Origin of the sequence: Croceibacterium atlanticum (assembly GCF_001008165.2) — a bacterium.
Lineage (GTDB): Bacteria > Pseudomonadota > Alphaproteobacteria > Sphingomonadales > Sphingomonadaceae > Croceibacterium_C > Croceibacterium_C atlanticum.
Genome location: NZ_CP011453.2, coordinates 46,457 through 64,159 on the forward strand (window position 1 = coordinate 46,457; position 17,703 = coordinate 64,159).

General features: G+C 62.6%; 16 protein-coding genes. 6 read left to right on the forward strand and 10 right to left on the reverse strand.

Annotated elements, in window-relative coordinates; genetic code table 11:
- Positions 1–5 precede the first annotated feature (5 nt).
- Together WYH_RS16190 and WYH_RS16195 are read right to left on the reverse strand one after the other, a co-directional pair.
- A complete protein-coding gene (locus tag WYH_RS16190; RefSeq protein ID WP_046905306.1) occupies positions 6–578 on the reverse strand; it encodes an outer membrane protein in 573 nt (190 codons plus the stop codon).
- 259 nt (positions 579–837) lie between these two features.
- Entirely contained in the window at positions 838–1,557 is a 720-nt protein-coding gene (locus WYH_RS16195) for a phosphatase PAP2 family protein (RefSeq protein ID WP_053833715.1), read from the reverse strand.
- Between the two features lie 83 nt (positions 1,558–1,640).
- On the opposite strand from WYH_RS16195, the gene WYH_RS16200 reads away from it, so the two are divergent.
- Complete coding sequence (locus tag WYH_RS16200) at positions 1,641–2,693, forward strand: tyrosine-type recombinase/integrase (protein WP_046905307.1); 1,053 nt, start codon at positions 1,641–1,643, stop codon at positions 2,691–2,693.
- Between the two features lie 82 nt (positions 2,694–2,775).
- Here the strand turns inward: WYH_RS16200 and WYH_RS17035 are convergent, their stop codons facing one another.
- Positions 2,776–2,913, reverse strand: a complete 138-nt coding sequence (locus tag WYH_RS17035) for a hypothetical protein (protein WP_169780832.1) — start codon at positions 2,911–2,913, stop codon at positions 2,776–2,778.
- A 28-nt stretch (positions 2,914–2,941) separates the two neighbouring features.
- On the opposite strand from WYH_RS17035, the gene WYH_RS16205 reads away from it, so the two are divergent.
- Positions 2,942–3,775, forward strand: a complete 834-nt coding sequence (locus WYH_RS16205; RefSeq protein WP_169780834.1) for a polysaccharide pyruvyl transferase family protein — start codon at positions 2,942–2,944, stop codon at positions 3,773–3,775.
- A 103-nt stretch (positions 3,776–3,878) separates the two neighbouring features.
- On the opposite strand, the gene WYH_RS16210 is transcribed toward WYH_RS16205, so the two are convergent.
- The 7 genes from WYH_RS16210 to WYH_RS16240 all read right to left on the reverse strand — a co-directional run bounded on the left by WYH_RS16210 (position 3,879) and on the right by WYH_RS16240 (position 13,682).
- Positions 3,879–5,366: a lipopolysaccharide biosynthesis protein gene (locus WYH_RS16210; protein WP_046905309.1), complete on the reverse strand. Its 1,488-nt coding sequence runs from the start codon at positions 5,364–5,366 to the stop codon at positions 3,879–3,881.
- A gap of 344 nt (positions 5,367–5,710) precedes the next feature.
- On the reverse strand, positions 5,711–6,103 hold the full coding sequence (locus WYH_RS16215) for a hypothetical protein (RefSeq protein ID WP_046905310.1): 393 nt from the start codon (positions 6,101–6,103) through the stop codon (positions 5,711–5,713).
- A 15-nt stretch (positions 6,104–6,118) separates the two neighbouring features.
- Positions 6,119–9,883 carry an Ig-like domain-containing domain gene (locus tag WYH_RS16220; protein WP_156320216.1) on the reverse strand — a complete coding sequence of 1,255 codons (3,765 nt, stop codon included), beginning with the start codon at positions 9,881–9,883 and terminating at the stop codon, positions 6,119–6,121.
- Positions 9,884–9,913: 30 nt separating this feature from the next.
- A complete protein-coding gene (locus WYH_RS16225; RefSeq protein ID WP_169780836.1) occupies positions 9,914–10,504 on the reverse strand; it encodes a hypothetical protein in 591 nt (196 codons plus the stop codon).
- Positions 10,505–10,528: 24 nt separating this feature from the next.
- The gene (locus WYH_RS16230) at positions 10,529–11,287 is read right to left on the reverse strand and encodes an SH3 domain-containing protein (RefSeq protein WP_169780838.1); all 759 of its coding nucleotides are present in this window, start codon (positions 11,285–11,287) and stop codon (positions 10,529–10,531) included.
- Positions 11,288–11,295: 8 nt separating this feature from the next.
- Entirely contained in the window at positions 11,296–12,573 is a 1,278-nt protein-coding gene (locus tag WYH_RS16720; protein WP_082348128.1) for a Yip1 family protein, read from the reverse strand.
- Between the two features lie 179 nt (positions 12,574–12,752).
- Positions 12,753–13,682 (reverse strand): helix-turn-helix transcriptional regulator, encoded by a 930-nt coding sequence (locus WYH_RS16240; RefSeq protein ID WP_221232190.1) that lies wholly within the window; start codon positions 13,680–13,682, stop codon positions 12,753–12,755.
- A gap of 377 nt (positions 13,683–14,059) precedes the next feature.
- Between WYH_RS16240 and WYH_RS16245 the strand changes: the two genes are divergently transcribed.
- The 4 genes from WYH_RS16245 (at position 14,060) to WYH_RS16260 (ending at position 17,703) form a co-directional block, all read left to right on the forward strand.
- Positions 14,060–14,932 carry a LysR family transcriptional regulator gene (locus tag WYH_RS16245; RefSeq protein ID WP_046905315.1) on the forward strand — a complete coding sequence of 291 codons (873 nt, stop codon included), beginning with the start codon at positions 14,060–14,062 and terminating at the stop codon, positions 14,930–14,932.
- A gap of 161 nt (positions 14,933–15,093) precedes the next feature.
- On the forward strand, positions 15,094–16,068 hold the full coding sequence (locus WYH_RS16250) for a DUF1852 domain-containing protein (RefSeq protein ID WP_046905342.1): 975 nt from the start codon (positions 15,094–15,096) through the stop codon (positions 16,066–16,068).
- 20 nt (positions 16,069–16,088) lie between these two features.
- The gene (locus WYH_RS16255; protein ID WP_046905316.1) at positions 16,089–17,180 is read left to right on the forward strand and encodes a methionine synthase; all 1,092 of its coding nucleotides are present in this window, start codon (positions 16,089–16,091) and stop codon (positions 17,178–17,180) included.
- A 13-nt stretch (positions 17,181–17,193) separates the two neighbouring features.
- Positions 17,194–17,703 (forward strand): flavin reductase family protein, encoded by a 510-nt coding sequence (locus WYH_RS16260; RefSeq protein WP_046905317.1) that lies wholly within the window; start codon positions 17,194–17,196, stop codon positions 17,701–17,703.

Consider the following 17,703-nt stretch of genomic DNA (forward strand, 5'->3'; position numbering starts at 1 on the left):
CGGCGTCAGAACCGATAGGCTACACCGGCCAGCACCTGGTGCCGTTCATACTTGCCGATATCGTTATTATCGCCAAGATCGCTGTAGCGATATTCGACACGGGTGGAGACATTGTCGAGCAGCTTGCGTTCCACGCCGCCGCCCACGAACCAGCCATCGTAATTATCCTGGCTGCGCACCGCCACGCCGCTGATATCCTGCGTCAGCCGCGCGCGCGTATTGGCATAGCCGCCCCGCACATAGAGCAGGTTGCGTTCGCCAAGGACATATCCGGCGCGGGCCGAAGCATCGAAGGAATAGCGCGGATCGAGAGAGGCATTATCGGCACCGTTCGGGCCGATCCGGTCGCTGGCGCCAAGCGAGAAGCCGCCTTCCACGCCCAGCACGACATTGGGCGCCACTTCATGATCGTAACCGGCGAAAACGCCGCCGACAAAGGCATCCTGCTTGCCGTCAACGGCCTTGTCCTGGTTCCAGCCAGCCTGTGCGCCGACATAGGGCCCCTGGAATTCCTGCGCGGCGGCCGGTGCGGTCGAAAGCGCGGCAATGGCTGCCCCGACGAGCATAAAACGCTTCATTTTATTACCTTTCCTGATGTCAGCCGAGCGAAGATATGCCCGCCGAAGCGAGGTCCCCGCCGGCCGTGGGGTGATCCAGTCTGCCATCCTGGAGAACCGGCCCGGAACCGGGCTGCAAGGCCCGGTCCAGCAAGCTGCTCCATTCTGTACCGGAAGGTATGGTAATCGCCCCAACCCGCTTCAAGAGCATTTTATACCGGGCGATATAATTTTTTTGAGAAATGGGAAAAGGGCCGGGCAGCGCGCCGGACCTGCGGGCCTAGCCCGCCTTGGGCGCCCGCAGCCGCCAGAGCGGGATCGTGGCGAGCGTTGCAAAGGCCCATCCGCCGATAATGTCGCTCGGCCAATGAACGCCGAGCACGATCCGGCTCGCGCCCACCACGGCGCAGATGGCCAGCGCAATGCCGACCGCCAGCCTGCGGGCGGAATGCGTGGGCGGCAGCAGGATCGCAATCGCCAGCAAGGTGGCGAGCGAGTTTGCCGCATGGGCGCTGGGGAAGCTGGCGCTATATTCCGCCATCCAGTGTTCGACATCGGGCCGGGGGCGGCCGAATAATTCCTTCTGCGCGGCCACCAATATACGCACCGCCGCCACTGTGCCCAGCAAGCCCCAGGCCTGCGCGCGCCGCCCGCGCCACCAGAGATAGCCCGCCGCCGCCAGCGCCAGCGGGACCAGCACCAGCCAATCGCCCAGCCATGTCAGCGCATAGGCCCATTCCGCGATCCACCCCCGTTCCTGCGGGCGCAGCAAGGCAAACACCATCCGGTCCCACCCGGACGCAGGGCCGCCGGCCAGCAAGGCGGCCAGCCATGCGGCCATCGCCGCGCAGGCCAGCGCGATATATCGTCCATTATGAAGGGAGACTTGCGGCAAGCGGGGCTCCTGCGTCATCGGATCGGGCCCATAGGCTTTCTTGCCCGCGTTGGCGATCCGAACGCCCCCGGCAAGCGCTTTCCCGCCAATGCCATGCGGGGTCATGCGGGCCCAAACCCTACTAGCGATAATGGCAGTTATCACTAGTAGGGTTGCGCCGGGCATGGGGTGGGGGCATTATCCGGCCCATGTCGGACCTTGTGCCCATTGCCCCCGGATCGCCGGTTCGCTTCGATGCGGAGCTGCTGGAAACGGCGCGCCGGGCGATGAGCGCGAACAGCGTGCGCGCCCTGCAATCGGACATGCGGGTTTTCGGCACATGGTGCCGCGCCCGGCAATGCAGCGGCTTGCCCGCCAGCCCCGCCGATATTGCCCGCTTCATTCGGGACAAGGCGGCGGAGGGGAAGAAGGCCGCCACGCTGGCCCGCTATGTCAGTTCCATCGCGCGGGCCCACACGCTGGCGGACCTTGCCGATCCGACCAGGGCGGAACTGGTGAGGCTGGAACTCAAGGCCCAGCGGCGCGAACTCGGCGTGCGGCAGAAACAGGCGCGCGGCCTGCGCTATCGCGGCGAAGTGGCCGATCCGCGCGACGTGTCCGGCTTTGTCGGCGTCAGCGTGGAGGCGATGCTTGCCGCCGCGCCGCAGGGGATAAAGGCCACGCGGGACAAGGCCTTGCTCAGCCTCGCCTTCGATACGGGGCTGCGCCGGTCGGAAATCGTGGCGGCGATATGGGACCATGTGGAAAGCGGGACCGGCGGCGGCGGCCGCCTGTTCGTGCCGCGCAGCAAATCGGACCAGGAAGGCGCGGGCACCTATGCCTATCTCTCCCCCCGGACCATGCAGTTTCTGGGCGAATGGCAGGCAGCCTCCGCGAAAGAGGGGGGCGCCGTGTTCCGCCGCCTGCACCGCGCCCAGCGCAAGACGGGGGAGGATGTCTGGTCGGTCGGCGCGCGGATTACCGGGCAATCGGTCACGCTGATCTATCGCGACATGCTGGATACGGCGCGGGCAGCAGGCCATTTCGCGATGTTGAGCGAGGCGCAATATGAAAGCTGGCGCCGCTCCCTCTCCGCCCATTCGACCCGCGTGGGCCTGACGCAGGACCTGTTCGCCAGCGGGCAGGACCTGGCCGGCATCATGCACGCCCTGCGCTGGAAAAGCCCGACCCAACCCGCCCGCTATGCCCAGGCACTGACCGCAGAAGCCAATGCCGCGGCGAAAGTCGTCGGCGGGCTGTGACGGGGCGCGGCATGAGCCGCCAAACAGCAGCCTATCGCCCGGCCCGGCGGCCCGCTATGCTGCGAAATGTGTGATAGCTTGCTCAGGTGAGGCAGAGATAAAAGCCACGATCGACGCTGCTGACGGGGGCGTGCCGCCCCATCGCAACATCCTCAATAAAGGTTCTGCAATCCACGCCTTGCCGCGCGGACGCCGGGATGCGCTGCTTGCCATCGGCCATTGCCATCCCCCATGTGCAGCGCGATAGCATGACCATGTTTGGCAGGATCAGGGAAAAGCTGCATCGGGCGCCACTCCGCGCCCGGCGCCCCGTGCTTGAGGAAAGCTATCCTCATGTCGAAATCTTCTTCTGGAAGCCGGCGCAAGGTCTGAATTTTGGCGATTACCTGGCATCTGCCGTTACGCAGCGAATGCTGGCGGCCAGAGAGATATTGTTCGATGAACCTGCGCCCAAGGCGCGCCTGTTCACCATCGGATCGGTGTTACATTTCGCCGCAACCGGGGACACCGTCTGGGGCAGCGGCCGCAACGGCAAGATCAGTAGTGAGCAGCATCCTTTTGCCGATCTCGATGTCCGGGCTGTTCGCGGCCCGCTGACGCAGAAATTCCTGATGGATCGCGGCATCAGCGTGCCGAGTGTGTTCGGGGATCCGGCCCTGTTGATTCCGCGCTTGTTCCCCCAGCGCTTCAAGCGGCGGACGCAACCGGGAAAGATCGGCGTTGTCCCAAATCTTCACGACCGCGACTTGCTCGACCGGGACGATGTGATTGACCCGATGTGGAATTGGGGCCGGGTCATCGACGCCATCTGCGAATGCGAGTTCATCGTTTCGAGTTCGCTGCACGGGCTGATCATCGCCGATGCTTTCGGCATTCCCTGTTCCCATGTCCGCCTGAGCGAAACAGAGCCGGATTTCAAATATATAGACTATTGCGAGGGGGTCGGGCGTTCAACATTCCGGTCTGCCACCTCCGTCGAAGAAGCGCTGGATGCCGGGCCTCTATCCCCTCCGAACTTCGATGCCGCCCCGTTGCTGGAGAGCTTCCCCTACGATTTATGGGAGCCGAAGGGGGCGCGGTAGCGAGAGGGAGCACTGCCCTTGGTTCGCAGGCCACCCGTGACATGCGAAGTTCTGCGAACCAGATATTTCCTGCCTGAAAAGAAACCGCCGCGTCAGCTATCCGTCACGCCAGACGGGCACGAATTGCTGCCATCCCCTTGCCCGCCCATTCTAGCGCCGAAGCTTCCGGCCCCTGCGGCCTGCCCGCCGCGATCCAGACCAGCAATCCGCCGCCAAGATATATAAGGCCGCCAACTGCGATCAGACCCGCCAACTGCGCCAGTTGCACGAACCAGTCACCCGATACCGGCATCACGCCGGAAAGGCTTTCCACCCCGATTACCATCAGCCCCACGGAAAGGATCGATCGCCAGCTATTGGTCAATTGCTTCACGATGGATTGTCCGATCAGCGATTTCACGATCGCCATGTTGAAGCCGATTACGATCAGGCCGGAAAATACGCGCGCTATCAGCACGCCCATCAGGCCGCCGAACACCAGCCCGGCAACGATCATGGGCAAGCGTATGAAAAGCAATTGGAGATCGCGCTTGAACAGGGCCTTGGTCTCGCCCATCGCCATGGCCAGCGGGTGGGCGATGGATCCGATCGTCTGGAACGCAAAGACCGAACTTAATATCTGGATCACGATGATGGAGGGGATCCATTTCTCCCCCATGGCAAGCGGCACCAGCCGTTCTGCCACCAGCGCGAAACCGACCCCGACCGGCAATGCCACGGCAGTCACCAGCCCCTGCGCGCGCGTATAGGCATGGGCGAGCCTTGGCAGGTTGGAAGTGAGGTTGCTGAAGGCCGGGAACAACACGCTGGTCAGCGGCAGCGTGGCCTCTCGCGTGGGCAGCTTGGCCAGATTGTCACCCACCGAATAGATGCCCACCGCGGTCGGTGACAGCAGCTTGCCGATGAACAACTGGTCGGACTGCGAATTGATCGTGCTGACCGTGCTTTTCAGCGTCATCCAGCCCGAAAAGGACCAGAGCACGCGGAATTCGGACAGGTCGAAGCGGGGGCGATAGCGCACCAGGGTATAGGATGCGATCAGGGTTGCCAGCTGGCCGCCCACAATGCCAACCACCAGCGCCCAATAGTTTTGCCAGAGATAGGCGATACTTATCGAAAGCAGCACGGCGCCGAGCTTGCCGATAACTTCTATCGAAAATTCCTGCTTGAAAATCAGCGCCTTCCGCAACAACGCCCGCCGTGGATTGGCAATCCCGGAAATCAGCAGCGAAGCGGCAAGCGCCAGCATGATATTGCCCAGCCGCGCTTCTTCGAAGATCGCCGCCACGGGCCAGCTTGCCCCGGCAAAGATCACGGCGATTGCTATCGCGCGCAGCAGCCCCATCGTGAAGGCCGTGTCGATATGGCGCTGCGAAGGTTCCTTCAGATGGATCAGCGCCTGGCCGACCGGAACATCGGTTACGGCAATGACGATTGTCTGCAAGGAAAGCGCAATTGCGACCAGCCCGAAATCTTCGGGCATCAGGAATCGCGCCACCATTATGGTCGATAAAAAGCCCAGCGCGTTCACGATCGCGCGCGAAGCCGTGAGTATCAGGCTGCCGACCCCTATCTTGCGGAGATTGCTCACCGGCCTGTGATATCACGCAACAGGGGGGTTTCGCCTGGCCAAATGGCGCCATCGCCGGAATTTGCACAGGACAGGGCGCGGCGGATGAAGTTCGGCTTCGCGGCGGCCTCGGCCTTCGCCGGGGTGGCCCCTTGAATCATCCAGGAATTCTCCACCTCGGAATTGCAAAGCTGACCATCGATCCTCGCCCGCCATACGGCTTCCCGCGAGAAGTGCAACAATCTGGCGATGAGGCGGTCTGGCCGGGCGGTTATGCGTGCCGGGCCGATGCCGGACGGGGGCCTGCCCCACCCAAGCCCAGCCCGGCCCGGCCCGGCCCGGCCCGGCGCGGCATCTTTTATTGGCTAGCAGCGGGCAATCAGCGAAACTTGCCTTTCGCCCGGATGGCTGGTGGAAGTCAGCGTGGCCTGAACGCGGATCACTTCGCCCCACTCGCCCACGATCGGTTCCGCCGGCTGCCCGCGATCGAGCCATCTGCCCCCGATAAACATACGCGTCGCGGCCCAGTTGGCGTTGTCCTGGATGATACTGATCGTTTGCACGTGATCCGCCCTGGACAGGTTCAGGGTAACGTCCATCTCCTGGACGAGAAGGCGGGCAGGCATCCCGTTCCGCGCATCGAGCGAACAATCCGCGATCGCGTGCGTGGTGGTTTCCCCGTTCACCGTCAGCTGCACTGTCCCCGGTTGCGGAACTGCGGCAGCGGCAGCGGCAAGAGTCAGAAGAAAACCGATCATTTCATTCTCCGGATATCATGGTTGGGCAGGGCATTGGCCGGTCACGGAAAAGCCCGCCACATCGCCGCCAAATCCGACCTTGCCCCTGGCGCTGATTTGCCCCTCTTGGTCCAGCTGCATCTCCCATCCGCCGGTCGAACCGCTATTGCTCACATCATAGCCGTCGCTGCGGGACAATTCGGCCGTGATGGTACCGCCGGCCTGCTGCATCCGGATCTCCAGGCGGCTGCCGGGATTTGTTTCAAACACGATGCCCAATCCGCGCAGCGCGCCGCCATTATCCAGCTCGCACCGCGTGATCTTTGCCGGGATGGTGGGATTCGATCCGACTTCGAGAGTGATTTCACCGTCCCCGGTCGCGGCCACATCATCCGCGCGGGGCGGCTGCCGCCCCTGTTCCGGAACGGGCTGCGGCGAATCCCCTCCGGATGCGGAGCCGAGCGCCGGGCGATCCGCTGCCCATGGCTGTGGAGCTTCGGCTTCAGCACCGGCATCGGGGGCGAATTCCAGGCGGATTTCCCGCTCCAGCCGCCGTCCGTCAAGGGCGCGCAGGCCCGTGCCGATAATGGCGGTGTAAGCCCGGCCGGGCACCGGATCGCGCGGGGCGATGGTCAGAATATTGCCCGAGGGGCTGAGCGAAATGCGCGCGGGAACCGGGGCGCCATCCGCCTGGATCGAAACTGCATCGAGGGAAGCAGGGTCGATGGCGACATTGAAGGCAACACCGGCGGAGGAATCCTGCCCGGACTGCCCGCCCTCGGACGGCCAGCTGACGAGCGGGGTGAGCGGAATTTCGACCTGCACCGGCAGCAGGGTGACGCGTTCGGCCACACCGTCATGGGCGATGATCTGGAAGGCGGCCCCCTCCCCCGGCATCAATGTCTGGGCATCGGGTGTGAAGCCGGTTTCCGCAAGGAATATGGCCAGGTCGGACCATGTCCGGCCATCGGGCGAAAATCGCACGCTGTAAGCCAGGCCGCCATCCGCGTTCTCGCCCGCTTCCCATTCCAGCCTGTCGCCTGCACGGAATGCCGAACCCGGCGCGTGGGAAGTCACCACGGGACTGGCCAGTTCCGGCAAGGCACGGCTTTCCGCCAGGATTTCATCGCCATTGCGCAGGATGATGCGGGCCGGTTCGCCCGTTACCGCGACGGTGGCCGAAAACGGCCAGATGATTTCGTCATTGGCCGCAGGCCCCACCGGCGCAAGGGCGAGCAACTGGCCGTCCGCGTCTTCCACGCGTAGTTCAAACGGGCCTGCACCGGACACGGGATCGCGCGGCCCCGGCACGCCGACGGCGGGCAGGAACTGCGCCCTCGTGCCGTCGCTGACGCCCGAAACCATGATCCAGCGCTGGCCATTGCTTGCCCCCTCGTCGAATGTGACACTGGTGAACACCTCGTCCCCCGTTTGACCGGGCAAGGCATAATGCCGCCGGTCCAGCGACGAGAGCGAACCCGTATGCGCGCCCGCATTGCGCAGGATGGCCGGCATCCGTTTCACCAGCCATTCGTACTGGTCCGCATCGATCCAGTATTCGTCCCGGTGATCATAGGCGCATGGGAACATGAGGTTGCGCATCGGCCCGCCGGACTGGGCGTTGCCGAATTCGGACGATTTCTGCCACCCGGTCGTGCCGTCCAGCGCAATCCGCATCCCGTCTATTCCCGGGACCTTGGCGTTGCGGAGGGAGTTGCACACTTCCGCCCTGTGCGCCCCGTCGTCCACAAAGGGGGTGTGTGGAAGCGCGAAAACATGGCCGAACTCGTGTTCGATCAGGGGCGCGGTCACGAAGCCCGGAATGACGCCGCTGGGAAGCGGCGAACTGCTCATGACGATCACGTTGCGGTTTTCGACGCCCGGCAGCCTGAGCGAGGCAAGATCGGGGGCAGGTAAGTGGGCCTTGCCCGTTTCGCCCGGCCTGGCGATCAGCGTGGAGGGTTGATCGAACGGAACAGAAGTCTTGCCCGACCCGCCAAGACTGGGCGGATGATAGGAAACGATCACGTGAGCGACGGATCGGGCGGAAACATGTTCGTGAAACAGCCTGAGCAGAGCGGACAGATTGCCTGCATCCTGATCGCAGAACACCCAGTCCAGCGCGTCTGGCAATTCGCAGATCGGCCGCGCGATATTGTAGCTCCCCTGATAGCGGCCCACGACACGGGCGACAGGGAATATCTGGTTCATGTATGTCTGCTGCTGCTGGGCTGCGAGCAAGGCGTAATGCTTCGCGCGTTCGTCGGCGCCGTCGGCCCATTCCGCATGTTCCGCCAGATAATAGTCGAATACCAGCAGGTCGCTATGCTCCGCGGCATATTGCATGGTGTGATCGACTGTCGCAGGCTCCGGCTCCGCAGTCTCGGGGTAAGGGTTGGCCGGTTTGACCCTGGCGGTGAAATGCATCGGCAGCGACCCCGATCCGGGCGTCCAGCCGAACAGGTTGAGGCTGTGCTCCCCAAGGCGGCGTTCCTCGTCCGATATCACGTCGGGACGGCGCGCGCGGTCGGCAATTTCAGGAAAGACGGGGTTGTCGTCGAGGTCGGTAATCTCGGCCAGAACGGGGTAATTCAGCACTTGCCAGGAAGGGTGAACGTCGTCCCGCTCCTCCCATTCCACGAAGATCCGCCCGGCCGCCGGCTTGCCCTTCACCAGCGGCGCATCCCGCGAAACCTGATGAATTTCCAGCCGCAATTGCTCCGGCTCCACAAGGGTGGAGATCGAGAAGCGGAAATCGCTGGCAAGCATTTCCTCTTCGAGGCCGCGCAGCCCATCCTCGCCCGACATCACCTCGATATCATAGACCGTTCCGCCCAGAAGCGGCTCCGTGGGGCTGATCCGCACCCGGTCGGACGCGACGAGAGACAGGTCCGTGGCGACGAAGATCGGCCCCCCGCCCGAATTGCGGGTGGTCATGAAGACCGTGGTTTCGTTCAGCGTTGCCGTTTCGATGGGTGCGTCGAATTCGATATAGAAATGCGCACCTTCGAGAACCACGTTCTCCCGCCCGCCTTCGGGCTCGGTTTCGACGACCTGGAGAAATTCCTTCTCCTCGCACAGGGTCAGATCGAAAACTTCCTCGGTCTCGGGCGTTCGTTCGAGAGTGAAAACCGCATCCAGTTGCAGTTCTTCCAGCCTGCCCTCTCTCTGGCGATCGTAATCGAAGGTCTGGTTGGCAACCGGCGTGACCACGGACACGAAGGTTCCGGAAAGGTGCAACGTAAAGCTGTCCTCGTCCCATTCGGCAGTGATCGTGGCCGGGCGCCTGGCTTCCGCCCCGTAAACGGGAAATAGCTGAAGGCTGGAATCATTGGTCGCGCCCAGGCGGTTGTCGAATGACACGGTGGCAAAGCTGCCGCGCATATTCGCCGCTTCCAGTCCGTGAACGGCATCTATCCGGCGCCGTCCCGGTCCGCACGGAATGGTCCCGATATGGATTTCGGAAAATGTATCGCCGACCCGATGGCGATGATCGTGCAGGACAATGCCGAAATAATCGCTGTCGCGATAGCCGCGCCGCACGAAGACGGCCTGCCCTTCCATCTGGCCGTCCTTCTGCGAAACCGAGCTTCCGGCAACACTCCCCGACCATGAGCCGACAAGCCGGTCCCCATGCAGCACATCGTAACTGTCGCGGTAAGGCGCGTTCGGATCACGCCCCTGGGCGCCCGCCGCGGGACTGAACGCCAGCAGGTGGACCAGCAGCCCGCATATGAACAACAAGGCTCCCAATCCGTGCCTGTCTGGCCCCAGCATCGATTTCTCCGTTTTCCCGGTCATTCCGGTGTCGCGCGCGGCAAGGGCGCGGGATCAGGCGCCCTTGCGCAAGGCGGTGTCGAAACTTCCCTCGACATTCATGCAATCGCTCGTGTCGGCTTCGGCAAAGAAGCGGGCCTTGCGGCAGAGACTGGCCGTGAACTGGCCGATTGCCGAGGCGGAACCCTCTTCAAGCGACAGGGATTCGAGCGAGATTTGCGGGGCGGTTTCGCTGCTCTCGCTGCTGTAGAACGGCTCGTCCATCCCGTCCGGGAAGTAGGATATCGTGACGCCGGCAAGCGGGGCGGATGCGTCCTCTCCCGCCAGGGTAAAGCCGAGATTGATGACATTGTGCATCACGCTGTCCGCATCGGGATCATGTGCCTGCACCGAAATCATCGTCGTCGGGCCGATCTTCCTGAATTCGGCGGTCGCTGTTCCCTCTGACGGAACAGCCAGCGTGGCCCCGCGATAGGCGGTGCCATCCATCGTGGCATTCACCTCGCCAATATGGGACCGTTCGATGGCGCCACTGGATTGGGGCGCGGCTTCTGTTTCAGTCTCTTCGGATTGGGAACAGGCGCCCGTCATCAGAACCGCAGCCATGGCGAAAACGGCAGAAGAGTGTCGGGATGGCAATATCATCAGGGGTTCCTTGTCAGCCGGCGGTCAGGGGAAAGACCAATCGCCGTGTTCGATGCGAAAAATGCGTATGGGGGCGCCGGGCTGATCCGGGTCGGCACGCAGCCTGAACAGCGCGGTGTGCAATTGCCCGAAATTCACGATATCCACCTTCACGGTGATCATTCCGCGAAACATGGGCTGGTCCGGATCCGGAACAGGGTCGCCATAAGTTCCGTCGAAATCCTGCGCGCCGAACAGCGGATCGGCCTGGAGCGGGCGCGATTGCATCGCCTTCACGGCATCCGCGGGAAAATAATCGGGCGCATTGGCCGGATCGAGTGGATGGGAGCCGGTATTGGCGGCGCGGTCCGCATGGTCATAGAGCGCGCGCACCAGATCCACGGCCCCGGCGATCATGGCCTCGCTTCCGGCCGGTGCCGGCCTTTGCGCCGCTTCGTACCCCTCGCCCACGAGGTAGCGTTGCCGCACCCAACCGGCCCTGGACAGGTCTGCCGAGCGCATCAGGCACCAGCTCGGAGGAAGCGCATCGCGCTGGGCCTGCGTCAATTTCGCCTGCGCCGCCGCTATGAGAAGCGGCACGCATGTAACCTGCTGAAGGCCGCGCTCATCATGTGCAAACGCGTCGATGACGGGATAATTCGTGCCGGGCCCCATCCGGGCATTGAGCACGTCACCCGCCGCAACATCATGGACCCTCCAGGCATCAGGCCCATGTCCGTCGATCTCGGCATGGGCCATGGCCGGGCAGCAGGAAATGCACAAAGCTGCGAGGAAAACACGCATCGGAGCGGTTACTTCCGGGCAACGGCCGCTTCGATGGCGTCGAGATCGAGATCGTTGATGGCCGCTTTCAGCACATCAATTTCCACCCCGCGGCCTTCTGCGCTGACCATCACGCGGTTGCCGACAAGGATGTTATATTCGCTCCGCTTGGAAACGCTGTCCCATTTTTCGCCGGTCATGCGCCCATTGACCTGCCCCAGCCGTTCATATCCGGTCGCGGTTTTGCGGTCGCGCTGGACGCTGAGGCTGGACGCCATGGCGGAAATGCCCCCGATCGGCGCCATGTCCACCATCTCGACACTGACGGTCCTGTCTCCGCTGCCATATCTGGCTTCGGCGCTGGATCCGAGACCGCCGCCCACGGATGCGTTCTGCGTTTCCGTCACCGGCAGACCGGCCAGGTTTTGCGGCAGGAGGGAGGCCAGCCGCTTCGGATCAATGGCTGCCGACTGGCTGCCCATGGGGTTTTGCAGGATCGCCCCGGCCTGATCACCCGCTGCCATGCTTTCGGCCAGTCCCGCAATATCGGCACTGTTTACTGTCTCGTCCCCTTCCCCCAGGCTCTCCACCATATCCGCGATCGCGGCACTGCCGATGGCATTATCGCTTGCAAATGGCCGGGTGAGAGCCGCGGTCAGCGATCCGATCAGCAATCCGCCAATCACCATCACCAGGACGACAACGCCTGTATAGGCCAGCGCTTTTTCCTTCGGCGCCTTCATCAGCAAGGGCAGGCCGAGATAGAGCAGATAGAGGCTGTACAATCCCAGGACCGTCAGAACTGACAGCGCCGGGAGGATATTGAAGACCCCGACGACCCATGCCGCCGTGGCGGAATAGGCGGCCACCTTGAATGCCCGGACCTTGTCCGCCGCGCCGCCGAATTTCGGTGCCAGCCAGTTGATTACCAGACCCAGCACGAAGATTCCGGCCAGCGTCAAACCATATTGCACCACGGCCGAGGTGAGCGCCGACGCCACGGATGGCCGGTATGTCATGCCGAGCACCGACACACCGAAGACAAGCGAGCCGATCAGCGTTGCAATCGGCGGTATCGCCGCGAGCGGGAGAACATGCCGGGAATAGATGCCGGCAATGCTCGCCGGTTCCTGATCGATGCGCTGCCATTCGGTCCGGGGGGTGAACAGGATGTTCCTGACCCGCGCGGTCAGCTGCGCCCTGGCTTCAGGTGAATTCCACGCTGCGCCTTCTGCTTCGCTCCCCGCCGGGGCATGGCTGGCCGCATCCGGCGCGGCCTGATCCTTGGTAGAGTCTGGTGTCGTCATCCTGGTGCCTTCCATCGGGCACCGGCGATGGCACCCTTCCCCTGGGCCTGCCCGCCGCGCTTTCCCCGAAGGGAACCATCGCGCGATCCGGGCCCGGCCTCATGTCCTGAGCCGCTGCGATAGTCCGCCGCCGCCAGCGGCGGGAATAGTGCAAATGCTCTATGGCAGTGCGGCTGAAGTCAGCGCCGCTCGCGGTCGATCAGCGAAGCCAGGCTCGCCTTGCTGGAGATGCCGAGCTTCTCGTAAATCCGCGCCAGCTGATTGCGGACGGTGGAAGGAGACGAGCCCAGTTCGCGGGCCACGTCCTTGTGGGTCAGACCGGCGGCGAACAGTTCGGCGACTTCGCGCTCGCGCGGGGAAAGGCAATCGAGCACCGGCGCGGCTGACAAATGGAGGAAGTAGTTTCTGCCAAAGGGCGCAATTCGGGCGCTCACATTCATGCCGCGCACGCTTTTCCGCCGCTTCAGCGCGTGCAGCAATTCAGTGGGCAGGCCGCTGGCGCAATTGCCCCATTCCCGCCTGGCGAGTTCGAAAAAGGGCTGTTCGGCGGACAGGATCGTACCATCCGCACTCACCAGCGCCACGGCTTCTCTTTCGACATCGCCGCGCGCGCGCCGGATATCCCGGCTCATCCGCAAAGCCTGGGAAAAATGCGGCATGAGCAGCTGCTTGATGCTGCGTTCGTCATCCGTGAATTCGGACGGGCGATTATCGGCGCACAGGCCCACGAAGCTGACATATCCGTCAGACTGTTCCGCCACGATGGTGGCCATCATGTGCGAAGCATCGAACCTGCGCCAATGTTCGTTATAGGCCAGGCCTCTGCGATAGCTTGGCACATCATCGAAACGAGCCGTGGTGCCCAGCCTGTTCAGGGTGAGATCGCAGAAAGCGTCCTGGTCGGCGACCTCCTCCCATTCCCCCAGGATCGCCTTGCTCTGGTCAAGAACAATGAGATCGGTAACCAGCCGGCCCTCTGCCTGCCCTCCCCCCCATACGGCGAAGTCGAAGGGCACGATTTCCTGAAAGCGCCTGAGCACGCGGAGCCGCAGCTCATCGGGTCCGCACTCCGCCGCATCGTGGTAGAGTTCGAGGAGGAAATCGGCCATCCCCGTTGCTGATCCCAGGAGCGTTGCGCCGCCCGACATGATTTCCCCGTTTCCTGCCCGAGCGGCAAACCGCATCGCTTGAAGAACCGGAACCTAGCATTATCCGCAAAGACTTTAAGGCCGGATGCAAATATCCTGCTCACGCTCTCGTGATTGGCGGACGGGACATTACCGGGCATAGCGGAAGGCGGCTTAATGACAGGTGATCAGCACAAAACCGTTACAAGCCCACTTCTCCTCCTTCCGAAGATCCCAGGGTCCCGGTATCGGAATGCTCTTGCATCGTATGACGAGATAGAGGGTCTGCTTACCGGCGCAGATCGATCACCGTGGAAGAATGGACCAAGTGAGGGATAAATGAGAGGTCGTCACCGCTAATGCTCGATATCCAGCCTCTTGCCATTCTGCGCGAGATTAACCGGACGGGAAGTCTGACGCAGGCGGCAGACAACCTTTGCCTGACCCAATCGGCGGTAAGTCATGCGATCCGCCGTTTTGAAAAACGTCATGGCGTCAAAGTGTGGGAGCGCGAGGGGCATAAGCTGCGCCTGACGCTCACCGGCGAATATCTTCTGAGCCTCGCTCAGCGGGTGTTGCCGCAACTCGAACATGGCGCCAACGTGCTCGAGGATTATGCGCGTGGAAGGCGCGGTGCGATCCGGGTCGGAATGGAATGCCATCCTTGCCAGGACTGGCTGATGCGGGTGGTCGATCCATTTCTCGTGGAATGGCCCGATGTCGAGCTGGACGTGACCACAGCATTCCAGTTCGGCGGCCTTAACGCGTTACTCGGTCATGAGATCGATATTCTCGTTACCCCCGATCCCATGGAACGTGCGGGAACCGAATACCGGGCCGTCTTCGATTACGAATTGGTGCTCGCAGTCGCCAGCACTCATCCCCTCGCGCGGAAAACGCGGATCGAGCCGGAAGATCTGGCAAGCGAGACCCTGATTACCTATCCCGTCTCGCGCGAGCGGCTCGATATCTACACGCGTTTTCTGGCCCCGGCCCATGTCATGCCGCACCGTCATCGAACCGTCGAAACCACAGATCTGATGTTGCGGATGGTCGCCTCGGGCCGTGCCGTCAGTGCGACACCCGATTGGCTTTTGCACGAAGTCGAGGGGGTGAGAGGGGTGCCGATCGGCGAGGGCATCCAGAAATCCATCCATCTCGGCCGGCGTGCCGGTAAGGCGCCCGCTTACATGAACAGCTTCATGGAACTGGCAGCCAACGTCCACCTCTAGATTGGCGGGCGGCCACATGACCACATGTCATGAATTCGGCCTGTATTGTCATTTGAATTCATGCTGCACCTGCGCAAACAGGCGCCCATCCACCGCGCCCGGCTCAAGCGAGAAAGCTACCGTGCGCCGCCCGATGAAAGGCATATGTGATGCAGGTCACCATGGCGCGAGATGTCGCTTTTACGATCCGAAGTCTCCGGTTCGACGACACCTATACTCCAACAGAAGGCACGCGGCTCACCACCAATTTCGCCAATCTGGCGCGCGGAGAACGGCGCCAGGACAACCTGCGCAACGCGTTGCAGATGATCGACAACCGTTTCAATGATCTGGCACATTGGGATAATCACAAGCGCGATCGCTACACGGTCGAACTCGACATCATCTCCGTCGAGATAAATATCCCGGACGAAGCGGCGTTCCCGGCGATTGAAATCCTCAGGACCACGATCCTCGACCGCAAGACGGGCAAACGGATCGAAGGCATCGCCGGTAATAATCTCTCGTCCTATGTGCGCGACTATGATTTCAGCGTGCTGCTGCCCCGCCACAATGAAGGGCGCGAGGAGTTCAGCGTGCCGGAGGGTTTCGGCGAGCTTCACGGCAGGCTGTTCAAGGCCTTCGTTGCCTCCGACGCCTTCAAGGCGCATTGCGGCAAACCCCCGGTGATCTGTCTCAGCGTATCGGACGCCAAGACCTATCATCGCACCGCGAACCGGCATCCGATCCTGGGAGTCGAATTCGTGCCGGACGAATCCTCGCTGACCGAGCAGTATTTTCGCAAGATGGGGATGCAGGTGCGCTATTTCATGCCGCCGAAGGCCGCGGCCCCGCTCGCATTCTACTTCGTCGGCGACCTGCTGAACGATTACAGCAACCTCGAACTGATCGGCACGATCAGCACAATGGAAACCTTCCAGCGCATCTACCGCCCGGAAATCTACAATGCCAATTCGATGGCCGGGGAATGCTTCCGGCCCAGCTTGGGGCATCAGGATTTCTCGCTCACGCGGATCGTCTACGACCGTGAGGAGCGCGGGCGCCTTGCCGTCGAGCAGGGCCGTTTTGCCGAACGCTATTTCATCAAGCCTCACAGCGCGTTCGTTGGCCGCTGGCTCGATAATCTTGCCGCCTGATCCAGAGAGAATTGATTACCATGACAGGATTGCTCCCCACCTCGATTGTCGGCAGCCTGCCCAAGCCCGTCTGGCTGGCCGAGCCGGAAAAACTCTGGTCACCGTGGAAAATGGAAGCCGGCCAACTTGCCGAGGGCAAGCGCGACGCTCTTGTCCTGTCATGTGCCGAACAGCACCGCGCCGGGCTCGACATCGTCAGCGATGGCGAGCAGACGCGGCAGCACTTCGTCACGACCTTCATCGAACAGCTCTCCGGCGTCGATTTCGCGCGGCGCGAGACGGTCACTATCCGTAACCGCTACGAGGCGAGCGTGCCCACCGTGGTTGGCCCGGTCGCCCGCGAAAAACCCGTGTTCGTCGACGATGCGCGCCATTTGCGTGCGCATACCGATCGCCCGATAAAATGGGCACTGCCCGGCCCGCTGACGATGGTCGATACGCTCTACGACGCCCATTACCGGAGCCGTGAAAAGCTGGCCTGGGAGTTCGCAGCGGTCCTCAACCAGGAGGCGCGCGAACTCCAGGCTGCGGGCGTGAATATCATCCAGTTCGACGAGCCCGCATTCAACGTGTTCTTCGACGAGGTCAATGACTGGGGCGTTGCCGCATTGGAACGCGCGATCGAGGGGCTGAATTGCGAGACCGCCGTGCACATATGCTATGGCTACGGCATCAAGGCCAACACCGACTGGAAGGCGACGCTCGGTTCGGAATGGCGGCAATATGAAGAAATCTTCCCCAGGCTCCAGACATCCGGCGTCGATCTGGTTTCGCTCGAATGCCATAATTCGCGCGTTCCGATGGACCTGATCGAGCTGATCCGCGGCAAGAAGGTGATGGTCGGGGCGATCGATGTGGCGAGTAACCGGATCGAAACACCGGAGGAAGTCGCGAACGTCCTGCGCAGCGCGTTGCAATTCGTCGATCCGGACAAGCTCTACCCTTGCACCAATTGCGGTATGGCGCCGCTTCCCCGTGAGATCGCAAGAGGCAAGCTCAAGGCATTGTCAGAAGGGGCTGAACTCGTGCGCCGGGAACTGACGGGTGTGCAAGCATCGCCGCGGGAATCGTCGACGCATCACCGGGCCGGTGAAACCGTCGCGGCAAGCTAGGAACGAGGACTTCATGTCAGATTCCGCCATTTTCGACGCGACCAGCATCCGGGCCTTGCGGGATTGCTGCAGCCGGTTCGCTACCGGTGTCGCGGTCATCACTACCCGCACGCCCGAAGGCGACCACGGCATGACGCTGAGCGCTTTCATGTCGGTCTCGCTCGATCCGCCGCTGATCTGCATTTCGGTCGACAAGCGGGCCAAGATGCTGCCGCGGATCGAAGCTTCGGAACAATATGTGGTCAATGTCCTTCCAGAGCACATGCGCGCCCACGCCCTGCATTTCGCCGGGAGACCCGAAGCGGGGCTGACCGACCTGTTTGAAGAGCGGTATGGCCTGCCCGTTCTGCGCGAAGCGGCTGCCGTGATCGTGACCGATCTCGTGCAATGCGTTACGGCCGGCGACCACGTTCTTCTGGTCGGCCATGTCCGCCACTTTCGCCATGATTCATTCGCCAGGCCGCTGCTCTGGTACGCCGGTGAGTTTGGCAGCCTCGCGGCGTGGGCGAATCCTGCCATATAG

Bases quoted from the DNA above. Each gene is read 5' to 3' on its own strand.
- WYH_RS16200 (WP_046905307.1), top strand. From the start codon at position 1,641: ATGTCGGACCTTGTGCCCATTGCCCCCGGATCGCCGGTTCGCTTCGAT.
- WYH_RS16195 (WP_053833715.1), bottom strand. From the start codon at position 1,557: ATGACCCCGCATGGCATTGGCGGGAAAGCGCTTGCCGGGGGCGTTCGG.
- WYH_RS17035 (WP_169780832.1), bottom strand. From the start codon at position 2,913: ATGGCCGATGGCAAGCAGCGCATCCCGGCGTCCGCGCGGCAAGGCGTG.
- WYH_RS16245 (WP_046905315.1), top strand. From the start codon at position 14,060: ATGCTCGATATCCAGCCTCTTGCCATTCTGCGCGAGATTAACCGGACG.
- WYH_RS16260 (WP_046905317.1), top strand. From the start codon at position 17,194: ATGTCAGATTCCGCCATTTTCGACGCGACCAGCATCCGGGCCTTGCGG.
- WYH_RS16205 (WP_169780834.1), top strand. From the start codon at position 2,942: ATGACCATGTTTGGCAGGATCAGGGAAAAGCTGCATCGGGCGCCACTC.
- WYH_RS16240 (WP_221232190.1), bottom strand. From the start codon at position 13,682: ATGGCCGATTTCCTCCTCGAACTCTACCACGATGCGGCGGAGTGCGGA.
- WYH_RS16720 (WP_082348128.1), bottom strand. From the start codon at position 12,573: ATGACGACACCAGACTCTACCAAGGATCAGGCCGCGCCGGATGCGGCC.
- WYH_RS16225 (WP_169780836.1), bottom strand. From the start codon at position 10,504: ATGATATTGCCATCCCGACACTCTTCTGCCGTTTTCGCCATGGCTGCG.
- WYH_RS16250 (WP_046905342.1), top strand. From the start codon at position 15,094: ATGGCGCGAGATGTCGCTTTTACGATCCGAAGTCTCCGGTTCGACGAC.
- WYH_RS16255 (WP_046905316.1), top strand. From the start codon at position 16,089: ATGACAGGATTGCTCCCCACCTCGATTGTCGGCAGCCTGCCCAAGCCC.
- WYH_RS16230 (WP_169780838.1), bottom strand. From the start codon at position 11,287: ATGCGTGTTTTCCTCGCAGCTTTGTGCATTTCCTGCTGCCCGGCCATG.
- WYH_RS16190 (WP_046905306.1), bottom strand. From the start codon at position 578: ATGAAGCGTTTTATGCTCGTCGGGGCAGCCATTGCCGCGCTTTCGACC.
- WYH_RS16220 (WP_156320216.1), bottom strand. From the start codon at position 9,883: ATGACCGGGAAAACGGAGAAATCGATGCTGGGGCCAGACAGGCACGGA.
- WYH_RS16215 (WP_046905310.1), bottom strand. From the start codon at position 6,103: ATGATCGGTTTTCTTCTGACTCTTGCCGCTGCCGCTGCCGCAGTTCCG.